At 75.0% G+C, this 18,115-nt stretch carries 5 protein-coding genes and 1 pseudogene; 2 read left to right on the plus strand and 4 right to left on the minus strand.

What is annotated here, in order from left to right:
* Positions 1-30: 30 nt before the first annotated feature.
* From BS80_RS31175 to fusA, 3 genes and pseudogenes are all read right to left on the minus strand, one after another.
* Positions 31-4,638 carry a type I polyketide synthase gene (locus BS80_RS31175; RefSeq protein WP_083975596.1) on the minus strand — a complete coding sequence of 1,536 codons (4,608 nt, stop codon included), beginning with the start codon at positions 4,636-4,638 and terminating at the stop codon, positions 31-33.
* A gap of 8 nt (positions 4,639-4,646) precedes the next feature.
* A pseudogene (locus BS80_RS31180) lies at positions 4,647-11,566 on the minus strand (SDR family NAD(P)-dependent oxidoreductase).
* 379 nt (positions 11,567-11,945) lie between these two features.
* On the minus strand, positions 11,946-14,039 hold the full coding sequence (gene fusA, locus BS80_RS31185; RefSeq protein ID WP_035804553.1) for an elongation factor G: 2,094 nt from the start codon (positions 14,037-14,039) through the stop codon (positions 11,946-11,948).
* A 485-nt stretch (positions 14,040-14,524) separates the two neighbouring features.
* Between fusA and BS80_RS31190 the strand changes: the two genes are divergently transcribed.
* Positions 14,525-15,676: an NHL repeat-containing protein gene (locus BS80_RS31190; protein WP_232246725.1), complete on the plus strand. Its 1,152-nt coding sequence runs from the start codon at positions 14,525-14,527 to the stop codon at positions 15,674-15,676.
* A gap of 262 nt (positions 15,677-15,938) precedes the next feature.
* Here the strand turns inward: BS80_RS31190 and BS80_RS31195 are convergent, their stop codons facing one another.
* Positions 15,939-17,456, minus strand: coding sequence for a hypothetical protein (locus tag BS80_RS31195; RefSeq protein ID WP_157536715.1), 1,518 nt, complete (start codon positions 17,454-17,456; stop codon positions 15,939-15,941).
* A 427-nt stretch (positions 17,457-17,883) separates the two neighbouring features.
* Between BS80_RS31195 and BS80_RS31200 the strand changes: the two genes are divergently transcribed.
* On the plus strand, positions 17,884-18,093 hold the full coding sequence (locus BS80_RS31200) for a hypothetical protein (protein ID WP_035804558.1): 210 nt from the start codon (positions 17,884-17,886) through the stop codon (positions 18,091-18,093).
* Positions 18,094-18,115 lie beyond the last annotated feature (22 nt).

Raw genomic sequence — 18,115 nt, forward strand, 5'->3', positions numbered from 1 at the left:
TGGTCGGCTCAGTGGTCTGCTCGCTGACGGTCACTTGGCTGCTGCCCTTTCCTGGCGGTGATCGGTGCTCTCGTGATCGGTGCTCTCGTGATCGGTGCTGTGGTGGTCGGCGTCGTCGGTGGTCCAGGCGACGACGTAGCGGCGGTCAGGGAGGCCGGGCGGGTTGTCGACCAGCGTGCAGTGCACCTGGTGGGCGCGCGGGCCGCCCGACCCGGGAACCGTGACCAGCAGGGCGGACGGGTCGGCGCGGACCACCGCGAAGTCGCGTGGCCGGCCCCGCAGTCCGGTGCCCTCGGCCTTGGCCGCCGCCTCCTTGGCGGCCCAGAACCGGGTGAACCAGAGCGCCTCGGTGCCGCCGTGGGCCGCCCGGCAGGCCGCCAGCAGGTCCAGCTCCGCCGGGCCGAGGGCGACGGACAGGGTCTCGGCCGGACGCTCCATCACCTCCTCCAGGTCGATGCCGAGCCCGGGCCCGCCGCCGGGACGGGCCGGCCGGACGAGGGCGACCGCCGCCTCCGCCCGGTGCGCCAGCGTCACGTCCAGCTCGGGGAGCACGCGGCCGTGCAGTCCGGACACCCGGGGCCGGCCGTCCGGGTCGTTGCGCACGTCGATCTCGGCGGGGAACACCGGGCCGTCGCCGTGCTCCCAGAGCCACCGCCGGACCGCGTCCTTCACCGCGATCCGGCCCAGCAGCCACGCCCGGCGGCCGCGTGGCGGCTGCTGCTCGTACCGGGTCCGCTCGGCGGAGCCGAGGTGGTTGCGCATGATCAGGTCGCGCGAGGCGAGGTCCGGCCAGCGCTCGTGCAGCAGGACCCAACCGCCGTACTGCGGCACGGAGAGGGTGTTGCGCTCGACGAAGCGTTCGACCGGTCGGGTGGCGGGGTGGCTGTCGAAACGGCGGTCCTGCCAGCCGCGCACCTCCGCCCAGACCGTGCCGCCCGACAGCAGTTGGACGTCGGCTTCGAGGCTGGTTTCGGAGAGTTCGGTGATCCGGATGTGGCAGTGCAGATCGGTGCCGGGCAGTGGCGCCGGGCCGAAGAGGCGCAGGTGCCGCAGGCCGACGGGGAAGACCACGGTGCGCTCGGTGCGGGTGGCCATGATCCAGTAGCCGAGCAGCTGGCCGACGTTGTCCAGCAGCGCGCCTGGGGCGGACGGCGCGGTGATCACGCCGCGCACGTGCCGCTCCCCGAGCGCGGTCAGCTCGGTCAGCCCCTGGAACGCCGGGCCGTGGAACATCCAGCGCTCCGCGTAGAGCGCGGCGGCCGTCAGCCCCGGCGGCCGCTCGCTGCCCGGCTCCACCGGCCACGGGCTCGGCGGAGTTCTGTGACGGTCCGTCAGTTCGACGGTTCCCTGCGCGTATCCGCCGAAGGAGGCGGCCAGGCGACCGGGCCCAGCGGCCTGGAGGGTGAGCTCGACGTCCAGCGGGGTGGCGGCCGGCACCCACTGTCCGAACCGCATCTCCCGTACACCGGTCGCCAGTTGGCCGGGTGCGGCGCGCTCGGCCGCGTCCATCAGGTGCTGCACGATCGTGGTGGCCGGGACGACGGGCCAGCGGTCCGTCAGATCGGGCCAGTCGGGGCGCTGCCGGAAGAAGCAGTGGTCGCGCAGGTACGGCATGGCGTCGGGCGAGATGCGCAGGGTGGCGGTGCGCACGGGGTCGGGGCGTGCGCTGATCGGTTCGGCGGCGGTGCGCACGAAATCCGGGCGGACGCCGACCGGTTCGACGGCACTGTGCACGAAGTCCGGGCGGACGCCGATCAGTTCGGCGGCGGTCCGCTCGGTGTCCCGCAGCAGCGCTTCGAGTTCGGCGGCCAACGGGAAGCGGTCGGCCAGGGCGGAGAGCGCTCTCGGGGCGGGCGGCGGCGCAGCGGTCGGGCCGGCCGACAGGTCGGCGCGCAGCGGGCCGAGGACGGCCGGGTCCAGCGAGACCAGCGCTCCGCCCAGGTCGAGCCGAACCGACGGGTGCGCCCGGTCCCCGGGCGGCGACACGGGCGGCGACGCGGGCAGCGCTGCGGGTAGCAACGCGGCCGTGTCCGGTTCGGCGCCGTCCGCCCAGAGCGCGGCGGCGACCCGGCGAAGCTGCGCCATGCCGTCGCGGTGCGGGGAGTTCGCCGCGACCAGCAGGTGCTCCCGGTCGCCCAGGGTGTCGCCCACCAGCGAGCCCAACTGCCCGGTGCCCAGCTGGAGGAACGCCCGGAAGCCGGCCGCGTACAGGGCCTCGACCAGCGGCCGGAACCGCACCGGCTCCACCAGATGGCGCAGGAACAGCGCGCGCACCTCGGCCTCGGCCGACGGGAAGGGCGCGGCCGTCGTCCCGGACCAGACGGGCACGGTCGGCCGGTGGAGTTCGAAGCTCTCGGCCGCCCGCTGGATCGGCCCCAGGTAGGGGGCCAGCATCGGCGTGTGGAAGCCGGAGCGGAACGGCAGCAGCTGGCCCAGCACGCCGTGCGCCCGGAACCAGCGCACCAGCTCCGCGACGGGCTGCTCGGGTCCGCAGACGATCGACTGCTGCGGTGCGTTGTCGTGCGACAGCACGACCTCCGCCATGCCGTCGACCGTCGCCAGCGCGTCGAGCACCCGTGCGGCCGGGGCGCCCAGCGCGCCGAAGGCAAGTCCGGGGACGCGCAGCGTGTCCGGGTCGAAGCTCTCCAGGAAGGCGTCCACCGAGGCGCCCGAGTACAGGCCGCCGGCGGCCATCGCGGTCCACTCGCCGACGCTGTGCCCGGCCACGGCGTCCGGCCGCACGCCGATCCGGCGCAGCGCCGCGTCGAGCAGGCGGCCGACGGCCACCACCCCGGCGCCGTGCCGCCCGACGTCGCCGACCGCGCCCGACAGGGCGGGGCGGGGCAGGCCGAAGTGGTCCGCGACGTCGTCCACCCGTGGGGTGAACTCGCTTTCCAGGCCGGGGAAGAGGAACGCCACCCGGCCAGTTTCGCCCGCCGCGTCGAGCAACGGCTCCGGCGCGAACCAGACGTCGCCCCGGCCGCGCCAGGCTCGTCCCCTGGCGACCGCGCGACGGGCCAGCGCCAGCCGCTTGGCGGTCGGGTCGGCGATCGCCACCCGGTGGCGCGGCGCGGGACGGCCCCGCTCCGGCGGCTCGGCGGCCAGCAGGGCGCGGTCGTCGGCCGCGAGCAGCGCGGCGAGCTGCTCGGGCCCGTCGGCGGCCAGCCGCAGCACCCGTTCGGGCTCGGTCACCGCGAGGCGCGGCCGGGCCGGACCGGCGTCGCCCGGGGCCTGCTCCAGCACCACATGGGCGTTGATCCCGCCGAAGCCGAAGGCGTTCACCCCGGCCCGGCGCGGTCCACCGTCGGCGGCCTCCCAGGGCTGCGCGACGCCGACCGTGCGGAACCGGGTACGGGCCAGCGCCGGGTGCGGATCGTCGCAGTGCAGGGTGGGGAGCAGCACTCCGTGGTGCACGGCCAGCGCCGCCTTGACCAGCCCGGCGATGCCGGCGGCCGGCATGGTGTGGCCGATCATCGACTTCACGGAACCGAGCACCGCCCGTTCCTCCCCTGCCGGGGCCGGGCCGAACACCTCGGCCAGGGTGTCCAGTTCGGCCGCGTCACCGGCCGGGGTCGCGGTGCCGTGGGCCTCCAGCAGGCCGACGGCGCCGCGCGCCGTCGGGTCCAGCCCGGCCGCCCGCCAGGCCGCCCGCACCGCGCGGGTCTGCCCGCCGGGGTCGGGGGTGGCCAGGCCCGCCGTACGGCCGTCGCTCGCCACGCCGGTGCCGCGCACCACCGCGTACACCCGGTCGCCGTCGCGCTGCGCGTCGGCGAGGCGCTTGAGCACCACCACGCCGGTGCCCTCGCCGATCAGCAGTCCGTCGGCGCCCCGGTGGAACGGGCGGATCCGCTGGCTCGGGGAGAGCGCCCGCAACTGCGTGAACACGCTCCACAGCGTGACGTCGTGGCAGTGGTGCACGCCGCCCGCCAGCATGACGTCGCACCGCCCGGTCGCCAACTCGCCCACCGCCTGGTCCACCGCGACCAGCGACGACGCGCAGGCCGCGTCCACCGTGTACGCGGGGCCGCGCAGGTCGAGCCGGTTGGCGACCCGGGAGGCCGCCAGGTTGGGCACCAGGCCGATCGCCGACTCCGGCCGGTCGGGGCCGAGTTGACCGGTGAAGGCGGTGCGCACCCGGTCGAGTTGACCGGCCGTCAGATCGGGCAGCAACTCGCCGAGGGTGCGCACCAGTTGGTGCGCACTGCGGACCCGCTGGTCGAGCCGGACCAGGCCCGGCGTGAGGTAGCCGCCACGGCCCAGCACCACGCCGACCCGGTCGCGATCGGGCAGCCGGTCCGGGCCGCCCGCGTCCGCGATCGCGGCGGCGGCGACCTGCAACGCGATCAGCTGGTCCGGTTCGGTGCCGGGCACCGAACTCGGCATGATGCCGAACCGGGTCGGCTGCACCTCGGCCGAGCCGTCCACGAAACCGCCGCGCTTGCAGTAGAGGCGGTCCGGCGCCGCGGGTCCGGACGCCGCCGCCGGGTCGTAGTAGCCGGCGTCCCAGCGGTCCTCGGGGACGTCGGTGATCGCGTCGACGCCGTCCACCAGGTTGCGCCAGTACGTCGCCAGGTCCGGGGCGCCGGGCAGCAGGACCGCCATACCCACCACGGCCACCGGCGGCCGGGTGGGTGTCACCGCGCCGCTCACCAGCCCGAGGCGGTGTAGACCACGGAACGCAACGCCTGGTCTCCCCAGGCGAGTTCGCGCAGCAGCGCGAGCGTGCCGGCGGCCGGGTCGATCAGCCGCACGCCCCGCCGCTCGTAGTCCCTGGCCAGCTCCGGCGAGACCATGCCGCCGTGCCGGCCGGAGGGCGCCCACGGTCCCCAGTGGACGGTCAGCGCCCGGTGCCCGGTGCGGTCCGACCAGCGGGCGCCCAGCTCCTCCAGCGCGTCGTTGGCCGCCGCGTAGTCGGCCTGGCCTCGGTTGCCCAGGGCGGCGGCGATGCTGCCGAAGAGCACCGTGAACCCCGGCCCGCCCGGCAGCTCACCCAGCGCGTCGAGCAGGGCTCGCGCGCCGTCCGCCTTGGTGGCGAAGACCCGCTGGAAGGACTCCGGGTCCTTCTCCGCGAGCACCTTGTCCTCGATCACGCCGGCGGCGAAGACGACACCGTCCAGCCGGCCGTGTTCCGCGTAGACCTCCTTGACCGCCTGCCGCAGCACCGCCGGATCGGCCGCGTCCGCGACCTGGTAGCGGGCCCGGGAGCCCAGGGCGGCCAGCTCGTCGAGCGTCGCCGCGACCTCACGCCCGGCCAGCAGCCTCGACGCGGCGCCGTCGACGTCGGTCAGCGGCACCCCCTGCCGGGCGAGCACCGCCCGCAGCGCCGACCGGTCGTGGGCGGCCGCTGTCAGCGGGGCCTCGACGCCCTCGGGCGCCGGGGTGCGGCCCAGCAACTCCAGCCGACATCGCGAGGCCGCCGCGAGCGTCGCCGCGAACCGCGCGGTGATCCCACGCGCGCCGCCGACCAGCAGCACCACGGCATCACGGTCCAGGCCCAGCGCGGCGGCCTCCGCCGCGCCGTCGCCGGCCGGACCGGCCCCCGTGCTGCCCAGCACGCCCAGCCCGCGCTCCACCAGCGAAAGGCCCTGTCGACCGGCCGGACCGTGCAGCACCACCGGCTCGCGGTCGTCGAGCAGCAACTCGCCGACCAGCGCGTCCGCCACCTCCAGCGGGCCCACCGCGCCGTCGAACTCGACGAGCCGGGCGGCGATGTCCGGATACTCGCGGGCCACCGTGCGCAGCAGCCCGCGCAGTCCGTCCGCCCGGCCGGCGCCCGACGGCGCCGCGGTGCGGGCGGCGAGCAGCCACCGGGGCGCCGCGGCCAGGGCGCTCTGGAGCACGGGTACGCAGCCCGGGAGCACCGGCGCGCCGTGCTCGGCGAGCGGGTCGAGCAGCAGCACGCCGTCCACCAGGCCGTCCGCCTCGGAGAGCCGGTGCCCCGCGTCCAGGACCAGCAGCTGCGCTCCGGCCGAGGTCAGGCGCGCGGAGAGGGCGTCGGCGACGGGGCCGCTACCACCGTCGGTGCCCAGCAGGGCGAAGCGACGACCGGCCAGCGCCTGCGACGGCACGGCGGGGGCGGGCCGGGGGACGGGGGTGAACTCCAGGCGGGCGGGCTCATGACCGACGACGACGGCCGACGGCTCGGCGGCCACCGGGGTCGGCGCGCTCTGCGCGACGGAAGCGGCAACGGAAGCGGGAACGGAAGCGGGGGCAGAGTCGGGAACGGGAGTGGGGCCGCCGTCCAGTCTGTCGGTGAGCCAGCGGGTGATGGCGGCGGCGGTGCGGGCGCCGGAGAGCTGCTCGACCTCCTCGTCGCCGAGCGTGACCAGGTCACCGCCCGGGCCGGCGGCCAGCCGGCGGGCGAGTTGGCCGATGATCTCGGTGCGCTTGATGGAGTCGATGCTGAGGTCGGCTTCCAGGTCCAGATCGGGTTCGATCATGTCGGCCGGGTAGCCGGTGCGTTCGCTGATCACCTCCACCACCGAGCGCAGCACGTCGGCCTCGCCGAGGGTGGCGGCGGCCGCCGGCTGCTGTGGCGGTTGCTGCTGGTGGTACTGCGGCTGCTCCGGCGCGGTGACCCGGGGTTCGGGCACGGGCAGCGGCGTCGCCGCGACCGGCGGCGCGATGCGCGCCGCCACATCCGCCGTGCCGCCGAAGTAGCTGAGCAGCACGTCCCGTTGGGCCGCGATCAGCTCCCGGCTGCTTCTCAGGAACTCCGACACCAGGGCGTCCCCGGCAGCCTGCCGGCCGTTCGCGTGCGGTTCCTGCGTCGTCATGAGCGCCTCCGGTACGGGTCGGGCCGGTGCCAGCGCACCGGGCAGCAGTTCTCCGGCGGCGGTACGGACCAGCTGGCCGTCCACCGTCCAGCCGGGCCGGCGCGACGCCCGCGCCCGGCCCGCGTCCACCGCGTCACGGCCGCGCAGCAGTCGGCCGGTCCGCACCGGCACCCCCGCGACGGCCAGCGCGGCCAGCGCGTCGAGGAACCCGGGCAGACCGCCGCGCCGGCCCTCGACGGAGACCGCCCGGTGCGGCCGGTCCCCCAGCACCGACGCCACCAGCCGGGTCAGCACCGATCCGGGACCGGCCTCGACGAAGACCCGGGCACCGGCCGCGTACATCGCCTCGATCTGCTCCGTGAAGCGCACCGGCGCGCCGATCTGCGCGGCCAGCTCGCCGCGCACCGCCACCGGGTCCACCGGATAGCGCGCGGCCGTCCGGTTCGACCAGACGGGGAACTCCGGGCTGCGCACGCTCCGTTCGGCCAGTGTCGCGGCGAACCGCTCGCCCGCGCCCGCGACCAGCGGGCTGTGGAAGGCGACGGCGACCGGCAGGCGTTTCACCCCGTACCCGGCCTCCGCCAGCAGCCGCATCGCGTCCGCCAGCTCCGCCGTCCCGCCGGAGACGACCGTCTGGTTCGGCGCGTTGCGGTTCGCGGTCACCACGCGCCCCGCGAGCCCGGCCGCCGCCAGCACCTGTTCGACCTGCTCGGCTCCGGCGGCCACCGCGGCCATCGCCCCGGGGTCGGTGCCCTCTCCCACCGCGTCCAGGATCGCGCGGGCCCGGTCGGCGCCGATCGCGGGCAGCTCCTCGGCCGCCAGCGCGCCCGCCGCGCAGAGCGCGACCAGTTCGCCGTAGCTGTGCCCGGCCGCCAGCTGCGGCCGCACCCCGGCCAGCCCGAGCAGCTCGTACGCCGCGAGACCGGTCATGCCCAGGACGGGCTGGGCCACCCGGGTGTCGGTGAGCGCGGCGCGCTGCCGCTCGCGCTCCTGCGGGGTGAACGCCTGCGGCGGGTAGAGCGCGTCAGCGTAGGCCCGCCCGAGCCGCAGATGCCGCTGCACGGCGGGGAAGGCCGAGAACAGCTCCGCGAACATCCCCGGCCGCTGGCTGCCCTGCCCGGGGAAGAGGAACGCCAGCTCTCCCCCGAGGTCCTCCTCCTCGGCCAGGTGCAGCCCGGCCGCCGGATCGCACTCCCCCGCCAGCGCCCGGCGCAGCAGTCCGACCAGCTCGGCGACGTCCGAGGCCACCACCGCCACCCGCACCGGCGCGGACACCGACTCCGCCCGCCCACAGGCGGCCAGCGCCAGGTCGCGCAGCCGCCACGGCGACCCGTCCGCCTCCGCCTGCCGCAGCAGCTCCGCCACCTCGCGCAGCGCCCGCGCCCGGTCGACGCCACGGAAGGTGAAGAGCTCGGCCGGCCACTCCTGCAGCCCGTGCACCGGCGGCGGACCGTCGTAACCCCGGAGCACGACATGGAAGTTGGTCCCACCGAACCCGAACGCGCTGACGCCGGCCACCCGTTCGGCCGGCGGCTCGACCCACGGCCGGGCCTCGGCGTGGAAGGCGAACGGGCTGCTGTCGCCCTGCCAGGCCGAGTTCGGCTGCTCCAGGTGCAGGGTCGGCGGCTTGACGCCGGTGTGCAGCGCCAGCGACGCCTTGATCAGCCCGGCCAGGCCGGCCGCGCACTTGGTGTGCCCGATCTGCGACTTCACCGATCCCAGCGCACAACTCTGCGGCGCCGCACCGGCTTCGGCGAACACCGCGGTCAGCGTGGCCAGTTCGGTCCGGTCGCCGACCACCGTGCCGGTGCCGTGCGCCTCCAGCAGGCCCACCTCGGCGGGCCCGATCCCGGCACTGCGGTAGGCGCGTTCCAGTGCCGCCCGCTGCCCCTCGGGCCGGGGGCCGTCAGCCCCAGCGAACGGCCGTCGCTCGCACTGCCGACGCCCTGGACCACCGCGTACACCCGGTCACCGTCGCGCTGAGCGTCCGCGAGCCGCTTCAGCACCAGGCAGCCCACCCCCTCGCCGAGCGCGATGCCGTCCGCCGACGCGTCGAAGGGGCGGGAGCGGCCGGTCGGCGAGAGCGCGTGGACCGAGGCGAACAGCAGGAAGTCGTTGATCCCGTTGTGCAGGTCCGCGCCGCCGCAGAGCGCCAGGTCGCTGGTGCCCGCGACCAGTTCCTTGCACGCCACGTCCAGCGCCGCCAGCGAGGACGCGCAGGCGGCGTCGACCGTGAAGTTGGCGCCGCCCAGATCCAGCCGGTTGGCGATCCGCCCGGAGATGACATTGGCCAGCATGCCGGGGAACGAGTCCTCGGTGAGCTTGGGCAGCTGCTCGGCGATCGCCTCCGGCACCGTGCCCAGATAGGCGGGCAGCACGGCCGCCAGCACGCCCGCGTTCGACAGGTCGCTGCCCGCCTCCGCGCCGAACACCACGCTGGTGCGCGAGCGGTCGAAGGCCCGGCCGCCCTGCGCGCCGCCGCCGTCGTACCCGGCGTCCCGCAACGCGCGGCGGGCCGCCTCCAGCGCCAGCAGCTGCACCGGCTCGATGCTGCCGAGCGCGGACGGCGGGATGCCGTAGCTCAGCGGGTCGAAGGGGATCCGCGGCAGGAAACCGCCCCACTTGGACGGCGTCGTGCCGGGTCCGCCGTCCGCCGCGTGATACCGCGCCGGGTCCCACCGCTCGGCCGGCACCTCGGTCACCGCGTCCACGCCGCCCAGCACATTCGCCCAGAACGCCGGCAGGTCGGGGGCCTGGGGGAACATCCCCGCCATGCCGATCACCGCGATCTCCAGCGGCGCGGGCTCCGGTTCGGCCGCCACCGTGGGCGGCAGGCCGAGATACTCGGCCAACTCCGCCGCCCGGGCGGCCAGCAGGCCGGCCGCCCGGGTGCTGACCGCGGCGTGCAGCTCGGCCAGCGTCGTGGTGGCCGAGCGCAGCACCGCGACCTGGCCGGCCATGAACATCCCGCGCTCCAGCTGCCCTTGGGCGTCGACCGCGGTCAACTCCCCCGCGACCCGGTCGACGCCCTTGGCCGCGATCCGCAACCGCCCGACGTTCAACCGCTCCAGCTGCTCCCAGGCCTCCCGGTCGGGCACCCCCTGGGCCCGCAGCCGCTCGCGCGTCTCGCCGAACTCCGCCGTGAAGGGGCTCGGCACACACCGGGTGGCGTGTCCGGGCGCGGTCTGCAACAGCTCCGTCCCCCGTGCGGCCAACACCTGGCGCTGGAAGGGCTCCTGCACGGCCCCGCAGGCCACCGCCTCCTCGGTGAACAGGTAAGCCGTGCCCATCAGCACCCCCGCCGCGACCCCGCGTGCCGCCAGGGGCGCGGTCATCGCCGCCACCATCGCCGCGGAGCGCGCGTCGTGCACGCCGCCCGCGAACAGCACCTCCAGCTGCGGGGCGTCCGGGGCATTCGGGGTGCCCTCGCGGGCGTCCAGGAAGTCCTCCAGCACCGCCAACTGCGCCTCCCAGAGCGGGAAGCTGTGCCGCGGCCCGACGTGCCCGCCGCACTCCGCGCCCTCGAAGACGAACCTGCGGGCCCCGTCCTCCAGGAACTGCCTCAGCAGCCCCGGCGAGGGCACGTGCAGGAAGGTCCGGATCCCCGCCTCCTCCAGCACCCGCGCCTGCGAGGGACGGCCGCCGGCGATCACCGCGTGGCTGGGTCGCGCCGCGAGCACCTCCGCCAGCTGCGCGCTGCGGAGCTCCTCCGCGGCGAATCCCAACACGCCGACCGCCCAGGGGAGTCCGCCGGCCACGGCGGCGGTCCGGGCGAGCAGGTCGCGGGTCTGCTCCGCTCCCGCCAGCGCCAGTGCCACGCAGGGCAGCGCGCCGGCCGCGGCCACCGCGGCGGCGAAGCCCGGCTGGTCGCTGACCCTGGTCATCGGCCCCTGGACCACGGGCAGTCGGGTGCCCAGCGCCCGGCTCAGCGGCGCCCCCGACCCGAGCAGCTCCGTCGCCGCTCCCGGCGCCGCCGACGCCCGCAGGCCGTCCAACACGGCCTCCCGGACGGCGCGCACGGCCTGCTGCGCCGTCCCCCAGCGGTCCGCGAACCGCGCGGCCAGGAAACCATCCTGACCGATCGTCAGCTCAGCCTGGACGACTCCACCCGGCCGGCCGCGCCGCAGCACGCGGCGCCCGTCGACGAGGACGGTCTCGGATCCGTCCAGGCCGCGCACGGCCGCCGCAACCTCCTCCGGCACCGAGGACTCGGCCAGCAGCGCGAGTTGGCTGTCCAGCACCACCCCCGCCGCCCCGCCGGCCACCGCCGCCGCCGCCGTGCGCGGGCCGATCCCGCCCCAGGCCCAGACCGGCACCTCGACCTCGGGGGCGGCCAGCAGTTGCTGGAGCAGCACGAACGTGCTCAACTCCCCGACCCGGCCGCCGCTCTCGCAGCCGCGCGCGATCAGGCCGTGCGCCCCCGCGCGGACGGCGGCCAGGGCCTGGTCCAGGTCCGTCACGTCCACCAGCAGGCGGTACTCCTCGCGCAGCGCCGCGATCTCCCAGCCGGGGGTGTCGACGGCCAGCACGAGGACCGCCGGGCCGCCGCCCTCGCCCGGGCGCAGGTCCGCGGGATCCATCCGGCAGCCGGGGGCCACCCGGACGCCGAAGACGCCCGGACATCTCTCCCGGAGCCGGGCGAGTTCCTCCCGTGACCGGCGATCACCGGCCCCGAGGTCCAGCACGCCCAGGACGCCCGCGCGGCACACGGCCTCGGCCAGCGCGGCGTCCGGATCGTGGAACGGGGTAATCCCGATGACGACGTCGGTCAGCGACAATGTGGGTCCCATGGACTCTCCGGTATGCATCATGGCGCAGGCGGGGGCATGAGCGACTTCCGAAGCAGGACGCGACAGGCAACCCCCTCGTGGGGCACGAGGGCGCCATTGCGCCACCCCGCGATCCGGTTCACCATCGAGGCTACCGAGTAGTAGGGCCCGTCAGGTTAAACCCACGTTGCGCGTACATGTCAACCTCTCGGCGACCCCGGGTTGTCGTCGGGCACGAGAGCACGGCGGGCCGAAGTCGCGTTCCCTGAAAGGGGCCTGCGCATCCGCACAGAACCCCCCGGGAACCTCCGCAGGCCCGGACCGGCGCAGGCGGCCCCGCCGGGCCTCCACGGCGTGCAGGACCCCGCCCGGATGCGGGCGGGGTCCTGACGGTCGGGCGCTACCGGACCAGGGCGGCCGGCGCCGACGCGTACCCGGCGGCCCGGGTGGTGAAGGTGCCGCGGCCCTGGGTCCGGCTGCGCAACCGGGTCGCGTAGCCGAACAGTTCGGCCAGCGGCACGGTGGCGGTGACCACCGCCGTGGCGCCCCGGGCGGCGGTCGAGCCCGTGACGCGGCCACGGCGGGCGGCCAGGTCACCGAGCACGCCGCCGACGTTGTCGTCGGGCACCGTGGCGGTGACCTCGGCCACCGGCTCCAGCAGCACCATCGCGCCGGTGCGCGACGCCTCGCGCAAGGCCTCGCGCAGGGCGAGCCGGGCGGCCGTACGGAACGCCAACTCCGAGGAGTCGACGGCATGGGTGGACCCGTCGGTCAGGGTGACCCGCAGTCCGGTGACCGGGTGGCCACCGAGCGGGCCCTCGGCGAGCGCGTCCCGGCAGCCGGCCTCGACCGCCTGGACGTACTCCTTCGGCACCCGCCCGCCGACGACCGTCGAGCGGAACGCGAAGCCCTCCACGGCGGCGCCGTCCGCACCGCCGTCCGCCTCCAGGGGCTCAAGTGGCTCCACGTCGAGCACGAGGTGCGCGAACTGGCCGGCGCCGCCGTCCTGTTTGACGTGCCGGTAAACCAGCCCGCGGACCCCGCGGGTGAGCGCCTCCCGATAGGCCACCTGCGGTCGGCCGACGGTGACCTCCAGGCCCTGGGCCCGGCGGATGTTCTCCACCGCGACCTCCAGGTGCAACTCCCCCATGCCCGAGAGCAGCACCTGACCGGTCTCCGGATCGGTCCGGACCGCCAGCGAGGGGTCCTCCTCGACCAGCCGTACCAGCGCCGACGTCAACCGCTCGGCGTCGACGCGCCTGCGCGCCTCCACGGCCACCGAGACCACCGGGTCCGCCACCGTCGGCGGTTCCAGCACCAGCGGTGCGGCGGGCGCGCAGAGGGTGGCGCCGGCGCGGGCCGCCTTCAGCCCGACCACGGCGACGATGTCCCCGGCCGCCGCCTGGTCCACCTCGGCGTGCCGGTCGGCCTGCACCCGCAGGATCCGGCCGATCCGCTCGCTGCGTCCCGCACCCGCGTCCAGCACCACGTCCCCCTTCCGGATCGTTCCCGCGTACACCCGCAGGTAGGTCAGCCGCCCGGTGGCGGTCGAGTTGACCTTGAACACCAGCGCCGCGAACGGCGCCGCCGGGTCGGCGGCCCGCTCCTGCACCGCGCCGTCCAATGTGCCGCGCACGGCGGGCACGTCCAGCGGCGAGGGCAGATAGGCCACGACGGCGTCCAGCAGCGGTTCGATCCCGCGGTTGCGGTAGGCCGAACCGCAGAGCACCACCACGGCCTCGCCGGTGCGGGTGAGGTCGCGCAGCGCGGCGGCCAGGGTCGCCGCGGAGAGCGTCGACTGTGCGCAGAACTCCTCCAGCGCCGCCGGGTGGAGTTCGGCCACCGTCTCCTCCAGCAGTCGCCGGCGCGCCTGCGCCTCCTCCCGCAGGTCCTCGGGCACCGGGCCCTCGTCGAACGCGTCCCGCCCGTCGGCCCACACCAGCGACCGCATCCGCAGCAGGTCCACCACACCGGTGAACCCGTCCTCCCGGCCGATCGGCAGCTGCACCGCCAGCGGCACCGGATGCAGCCGCTCCCGGATCGAGGCCACCGCACCGTCGAGGTCCGCCCCGGCCCGGTCCAGCTTGTTGACGAACGCGATGCGCGGCACCCCGTGCCGATCGGCCTGCCGCCACACCGACTCGCTCTGCGGCTCGACCCCCGCGACGGCGTCGAACACCGCGACCGCGCCGTCGAGCACCCGCAGCGAGCGCTCCACCTCGTCGGCGAAGTCCACATGCCCCGGCGTGTCGATCAGGTTGATCCGGCAGCCGTCCCACGCACAACTGACGGCGGCGGCAAAGATGGTGATCCCACGGTCGCGCTCCTGGGAGTCGAAGTCGGTGACGGTCGTGCCGTCGTGGACCTCGCCGCGCTTGTGGCTGGCGCCGGTGAGGTAGAGGATCCGCTCGGTGACGGTGGTCTTGCCGGCGTCCACGTGGGCAAGGATGCCCAGATTGCGGACGGCGAGGTGATGGTGGAGGTTGGCGTGCACGGCCCGTGGCCCTTCCGGCTGATCCGAAGCTGGACGTGCGCGATTCCCCTGACGGGATGACTCTCTGACGATTCGTCAGAGATCTAGATGCTCGTCACGGGCATCCGGTACCGGCCGCGCAGCCGGAACCGGGCGGACGGAGACACCAGGATCACCTCATACCGCGAACGGGGAACGACGACAGCGATGCGGTCACGCACGGCCGGTCTCCCCTCACTCGTCAACGGTCCACGCCGCTCGGCCCAATGGCGGCGGCGCTCGGTACTCGGTGAGCGTAGGGGAAGGGGCGGCCAAGGACACCGGATTTATCGCCGGGCGCCGACTACGCAGCGTTCAGCCTACGAGGAGTGGCGGCGCCGGGTGCGCGCGGTTCGAATGAGTACTGCCCGTGACGAAGCAGGCCGCGGCCGGCGGCCCGGTGCCCGACGGGCGGTGCCGGGGCCCGTCCGGGTCCCGGCCGGTGATCCAGACGAGGAGACAAGTACGTGAGAGCACGTGTGAGAACAGGGCTGGCGGCCGCCGCGTCCCTGTTGCTCGGGTCCGCGGCGACAGCCGTCGCGGCCCCCACCGCCGATGCCCGTGACTCGTTCACGGGGCCCCTGCACACGGTGTCGACGCTCGCGTCGACCGTCCCCGCCAACGGGGACGTGAACCCCTACGGCACCGTGGTGGTCCCGCAGAGCGTCGGGGAACTGCACCGGGGTCACGTCCTGGTCAGCAACTTCAACAACGGCGGGAACCTGCAGGGGACCGGCACCACGCTGGTGCAGATCAGCCCCCGCGGTGACGTGCGGCAGTTCGCCCAGATCGACCCGGCCAACCTGCCCGGCCCCTGCCCCGGCGGCGTCGGGCTGACCACCGCGCTCACCGTCCTGCCCGGCGGCTGGGTGGTGGTCGGCAGCCTGCCGACCACCGACGGGATGTCCGACACCGCGCAGGCGGGCTGCCTGCTGGTGCTCGACAGCCACGGCACCGTGCGCGAGACGCTGTCCGGCAACGGCATCAACGGGCCCTGGGACATGACCTCGGTGAGCAACGGGCGGCGCAGCGACCTCTTCGTCACCAACGTGCTCAACGGGACGGTCGCCGCCGGTGGTGCGACCGTGAACGAGGGCACCGTCCTGCGGCTCACCCTGCAGCAGGAGCGGGACGACCAGCCGCCGCGTCTGGTGTCCACCACCGAGATCGGCTCGGGCTTCGGCGAGCGCACCGACCCGGCCGCCCTGGTGGTCGGACCGACCGGAGTCGGCCTCTCGCCCGAGGGGACGCTCTACGTCGCGGACACGGTCGGTAACCAGATCACGGCGATCCCCGACGCGCTGGGCCGCCGCGACTCCGCCGGCACCGGGCGGACCGTCAGCTGCGGCGGGAGCCTGAACGGCCCGCTCGGCCTGGTGGTGGCCCCCGGCGGCGACATCCTCACGGTCAACGCCGGCGACGGCAACCTCGTGGAGAGCACCCCGCACGGCGACCAGGTCGAGGTGCGCCGGCTCGACTCCTCCGGCAACCCGCCCGGCGCCGGCGCGCTCTTCGGCCTCGCCGTCCGCCCCCAGGACCGCGACACCAGGCCCGAGGACCGCGCCGTCTACTTCGTGGACGACGCGACGAACAGCCTCAACCTCCTCACGGCACCGTGAGGTAGCAGCACCCGCCGTCCCACCAGGGCAGCCGCCTCACCCCCGAGGCGGCTGCCCTCGTGCGGCGGCGGCACGCTAAAGCTCGGTCAGCTCGCCCAGGCCCAGGGTGTGCAGGACGGCCTGGGTGATGCTGTCACCCGTCATCACCCAGGTCATCGGCTCGTCCGACAGATCGATCATGGCCATTCCCCCTGGTCACAGTGGCGCGAGGGCATGATCATAACCACCGCCCGGCGCCGCTGCGGACCGTCGGCGGCGCCGGTCAACCTGCCGCGCGCAGCGCGGCGAGGATCTCTGCCACCTCACCCGCCGGCCGAACGTCGGTGAGGCCGGCCAGCAGCTTCGTCGCGTCGTCGATGGCGTCGGCGTCATGCAGCGCGACCACCACCTTCGCGACACCGACCGGCCGGCGCAGACTCGTCACGGTGCTCAGGAGGTAGTCGGCATCCTCGTGGTTGCCGGCCCCGCGCAACCCTGCCAGGACCACCACCACCCGGTGTGCTGCGCCCATATGAGCCAGATACCTCAGACCGCTCTGAATCTCGTCGGAGAAGCCTGCCACACGGACCGCGGTCAGCAGCTCCGCTGCTTCCGGAGACGATCGGTGATTGAAGAGGACCAGCGCGACCCGCCCGATCAACACGCTCCGCGTGACGTCACGCAGCATGACCATGCCCGCTGCAACGTCCGGCACGGTACAGGAACTGAAGAACGCCTCCAGGGTGTCCATCGCACGATTCCGCTGCTGGATCCCCTCCAGGGCGGCGGCCACCGCGATGGCCCCGCCCAGTGGACGTGTGCGCCCGACACTTCTGGCCACCTGCGCAGCGTCCAGAACCAGGCCTTCCTCCGCCAGCGATTCCACGGCCTTCGCCACATCGGCGGGCGGCCAGTTCCTGCCGATCCCCCGCAACAGCAGATCCGCCGTGGCGGCATCCGTCTCCCGCAGGCGGACCACCGTGGCACCGACCCTCCCCGGTGCCGCCCGGAACCGACCGGGCTTCGGCGAGTTGTCTGCGTTGTCCGAGTTCTCCACCGTCGGGATGGAGAACTCGGCTACAGGCACCGGGCTTTCGTCCAGGTCCTCGCGGGCCTCACGGGTCAGCTGCTCGCTCGCGTCGTTCGCGGCGTGCACCTTGTCCAGCGCCTCGGCGATGTCGTCGAGGAAGACGTCGTCGGCATCGGCGGCACCGAACGGGACGGGAAGCGCCGCGTCCGCCGCCTCCTCCTCGACGGCCACCGTCCTGCGCAGGTCGTCGAGTTCCCGTTGCAGCACGTCCGCCCGGCGTTGGGCCAGATCGCGCAGGGTAAGGGCCTCCTGCCGCTCGGCCTCGGCCCGGGACTTCTCCTCCTCGGCCCGCCGCAGATGGCCGAGAGCCGACCGCAACCGGTTGCGTACCCGCTCGTGATCCGGCGTGGGACGCACGCCGACGGGATGCGTGTCCAGGTGGCGCTGCAGATCGGAGATCTTCACCTGCAGCTGGTTGATCATGTTCAGCAGCAGCACCACCAACTGACTGCTGGTGGCGAGCGCCTGGTCACTGCGCGCCTTGGCTTCGAGGGTGCGGACCAGCTGGTCCTGGACGGCGATGGTGTGCTGCTGACGGCGCACCAACTGCGCCTGCTCGGCGCGTCCGTCGGCGGACGCCGTGCCGCCCCCGAGCAGTTGGGCCGCCTCGACCGCGGACCAGAGTTCGCGAGCCCTGGCGAGGCGCGGCGCGGCCGTCCGGTGGTCACTGGAGCAGACGTCGACCACCGCCTCCGCGAAGACCAGATCCAACCGCCTGCCGCTGAGCCGGGCACTCACGGTGGCCCGGCTGGGCACGGACGCCCCGCTGAAGTGCTCCTCGGTGAATCCGCTCATCAGTTCGTCGAGCGTCAGCCCGGCCTCCTCGACGCACCGGCGCAGATGCGCGGCGAGCGCGTTGATCCCCTCGTTCGTGCCGTGCAACGGCCCCCAGGGCCGGCCGCCCACGCCTCCCGGCTGTGCTGCGCGCAACCCCGAACCCCCTCTGCTCCGCGCCGGGTCCGCCGTCCGGGTTGTCCACCGACGTCCACCGGACGGCGAGACCGCCTGGACCAGGTCATCAGATCAGAGACATCGTCTGTTCCGCTGCCCTTTCGACCAGTTGGGGCGGTCGGCCTCGCGAGTCGCCCAGCGCGCCTGCCGGGCCTCTGACCTTCTGCCCCCGAGGGACCTGATCACCATGACGCACGACATGCCCACCCGCCGCACGCCCTCCGCCGACCTGCTCGCCTTCCTCGCCGTCCTGGTCACCGGAGTGGTGCTGATCTGCGTGGGCCACCTCTCCCCCGAGGCCCTGACCGCCGTCGCGGTCGCCCAGGGCGCCCTGTACGCCGCGTGGATCCGGCCCCCGCGCGCCGCCCACGGGGCGGCCGAGCCGACGCGGCGCTGACGGCGGCAGGCGCGCCGATCCC

Origin of the sequence: Kitasatospora mediocidica KCTC 9733 (genome assembly GCF_000744225.1) — a bacterium.
In the GTDB taxonomy this organism is placed as follows: domain Bacteria; phylum Actinomycetota; class Actinomycetes; order Streptomycetales; family Streptomycetaceae; genus Kitasatospora; species Kitasatospora mediocidica.

Bases quoted from the DNA above. Each gene is read 5' to 3' on its own strand.
- BS80_RS31200 (WP_035804558.1), top strand. From the start codon at position 17,884: ATGACGCACGACATGCCCACCCGCCGCACGCCCTCCGCCGACCTGCTC.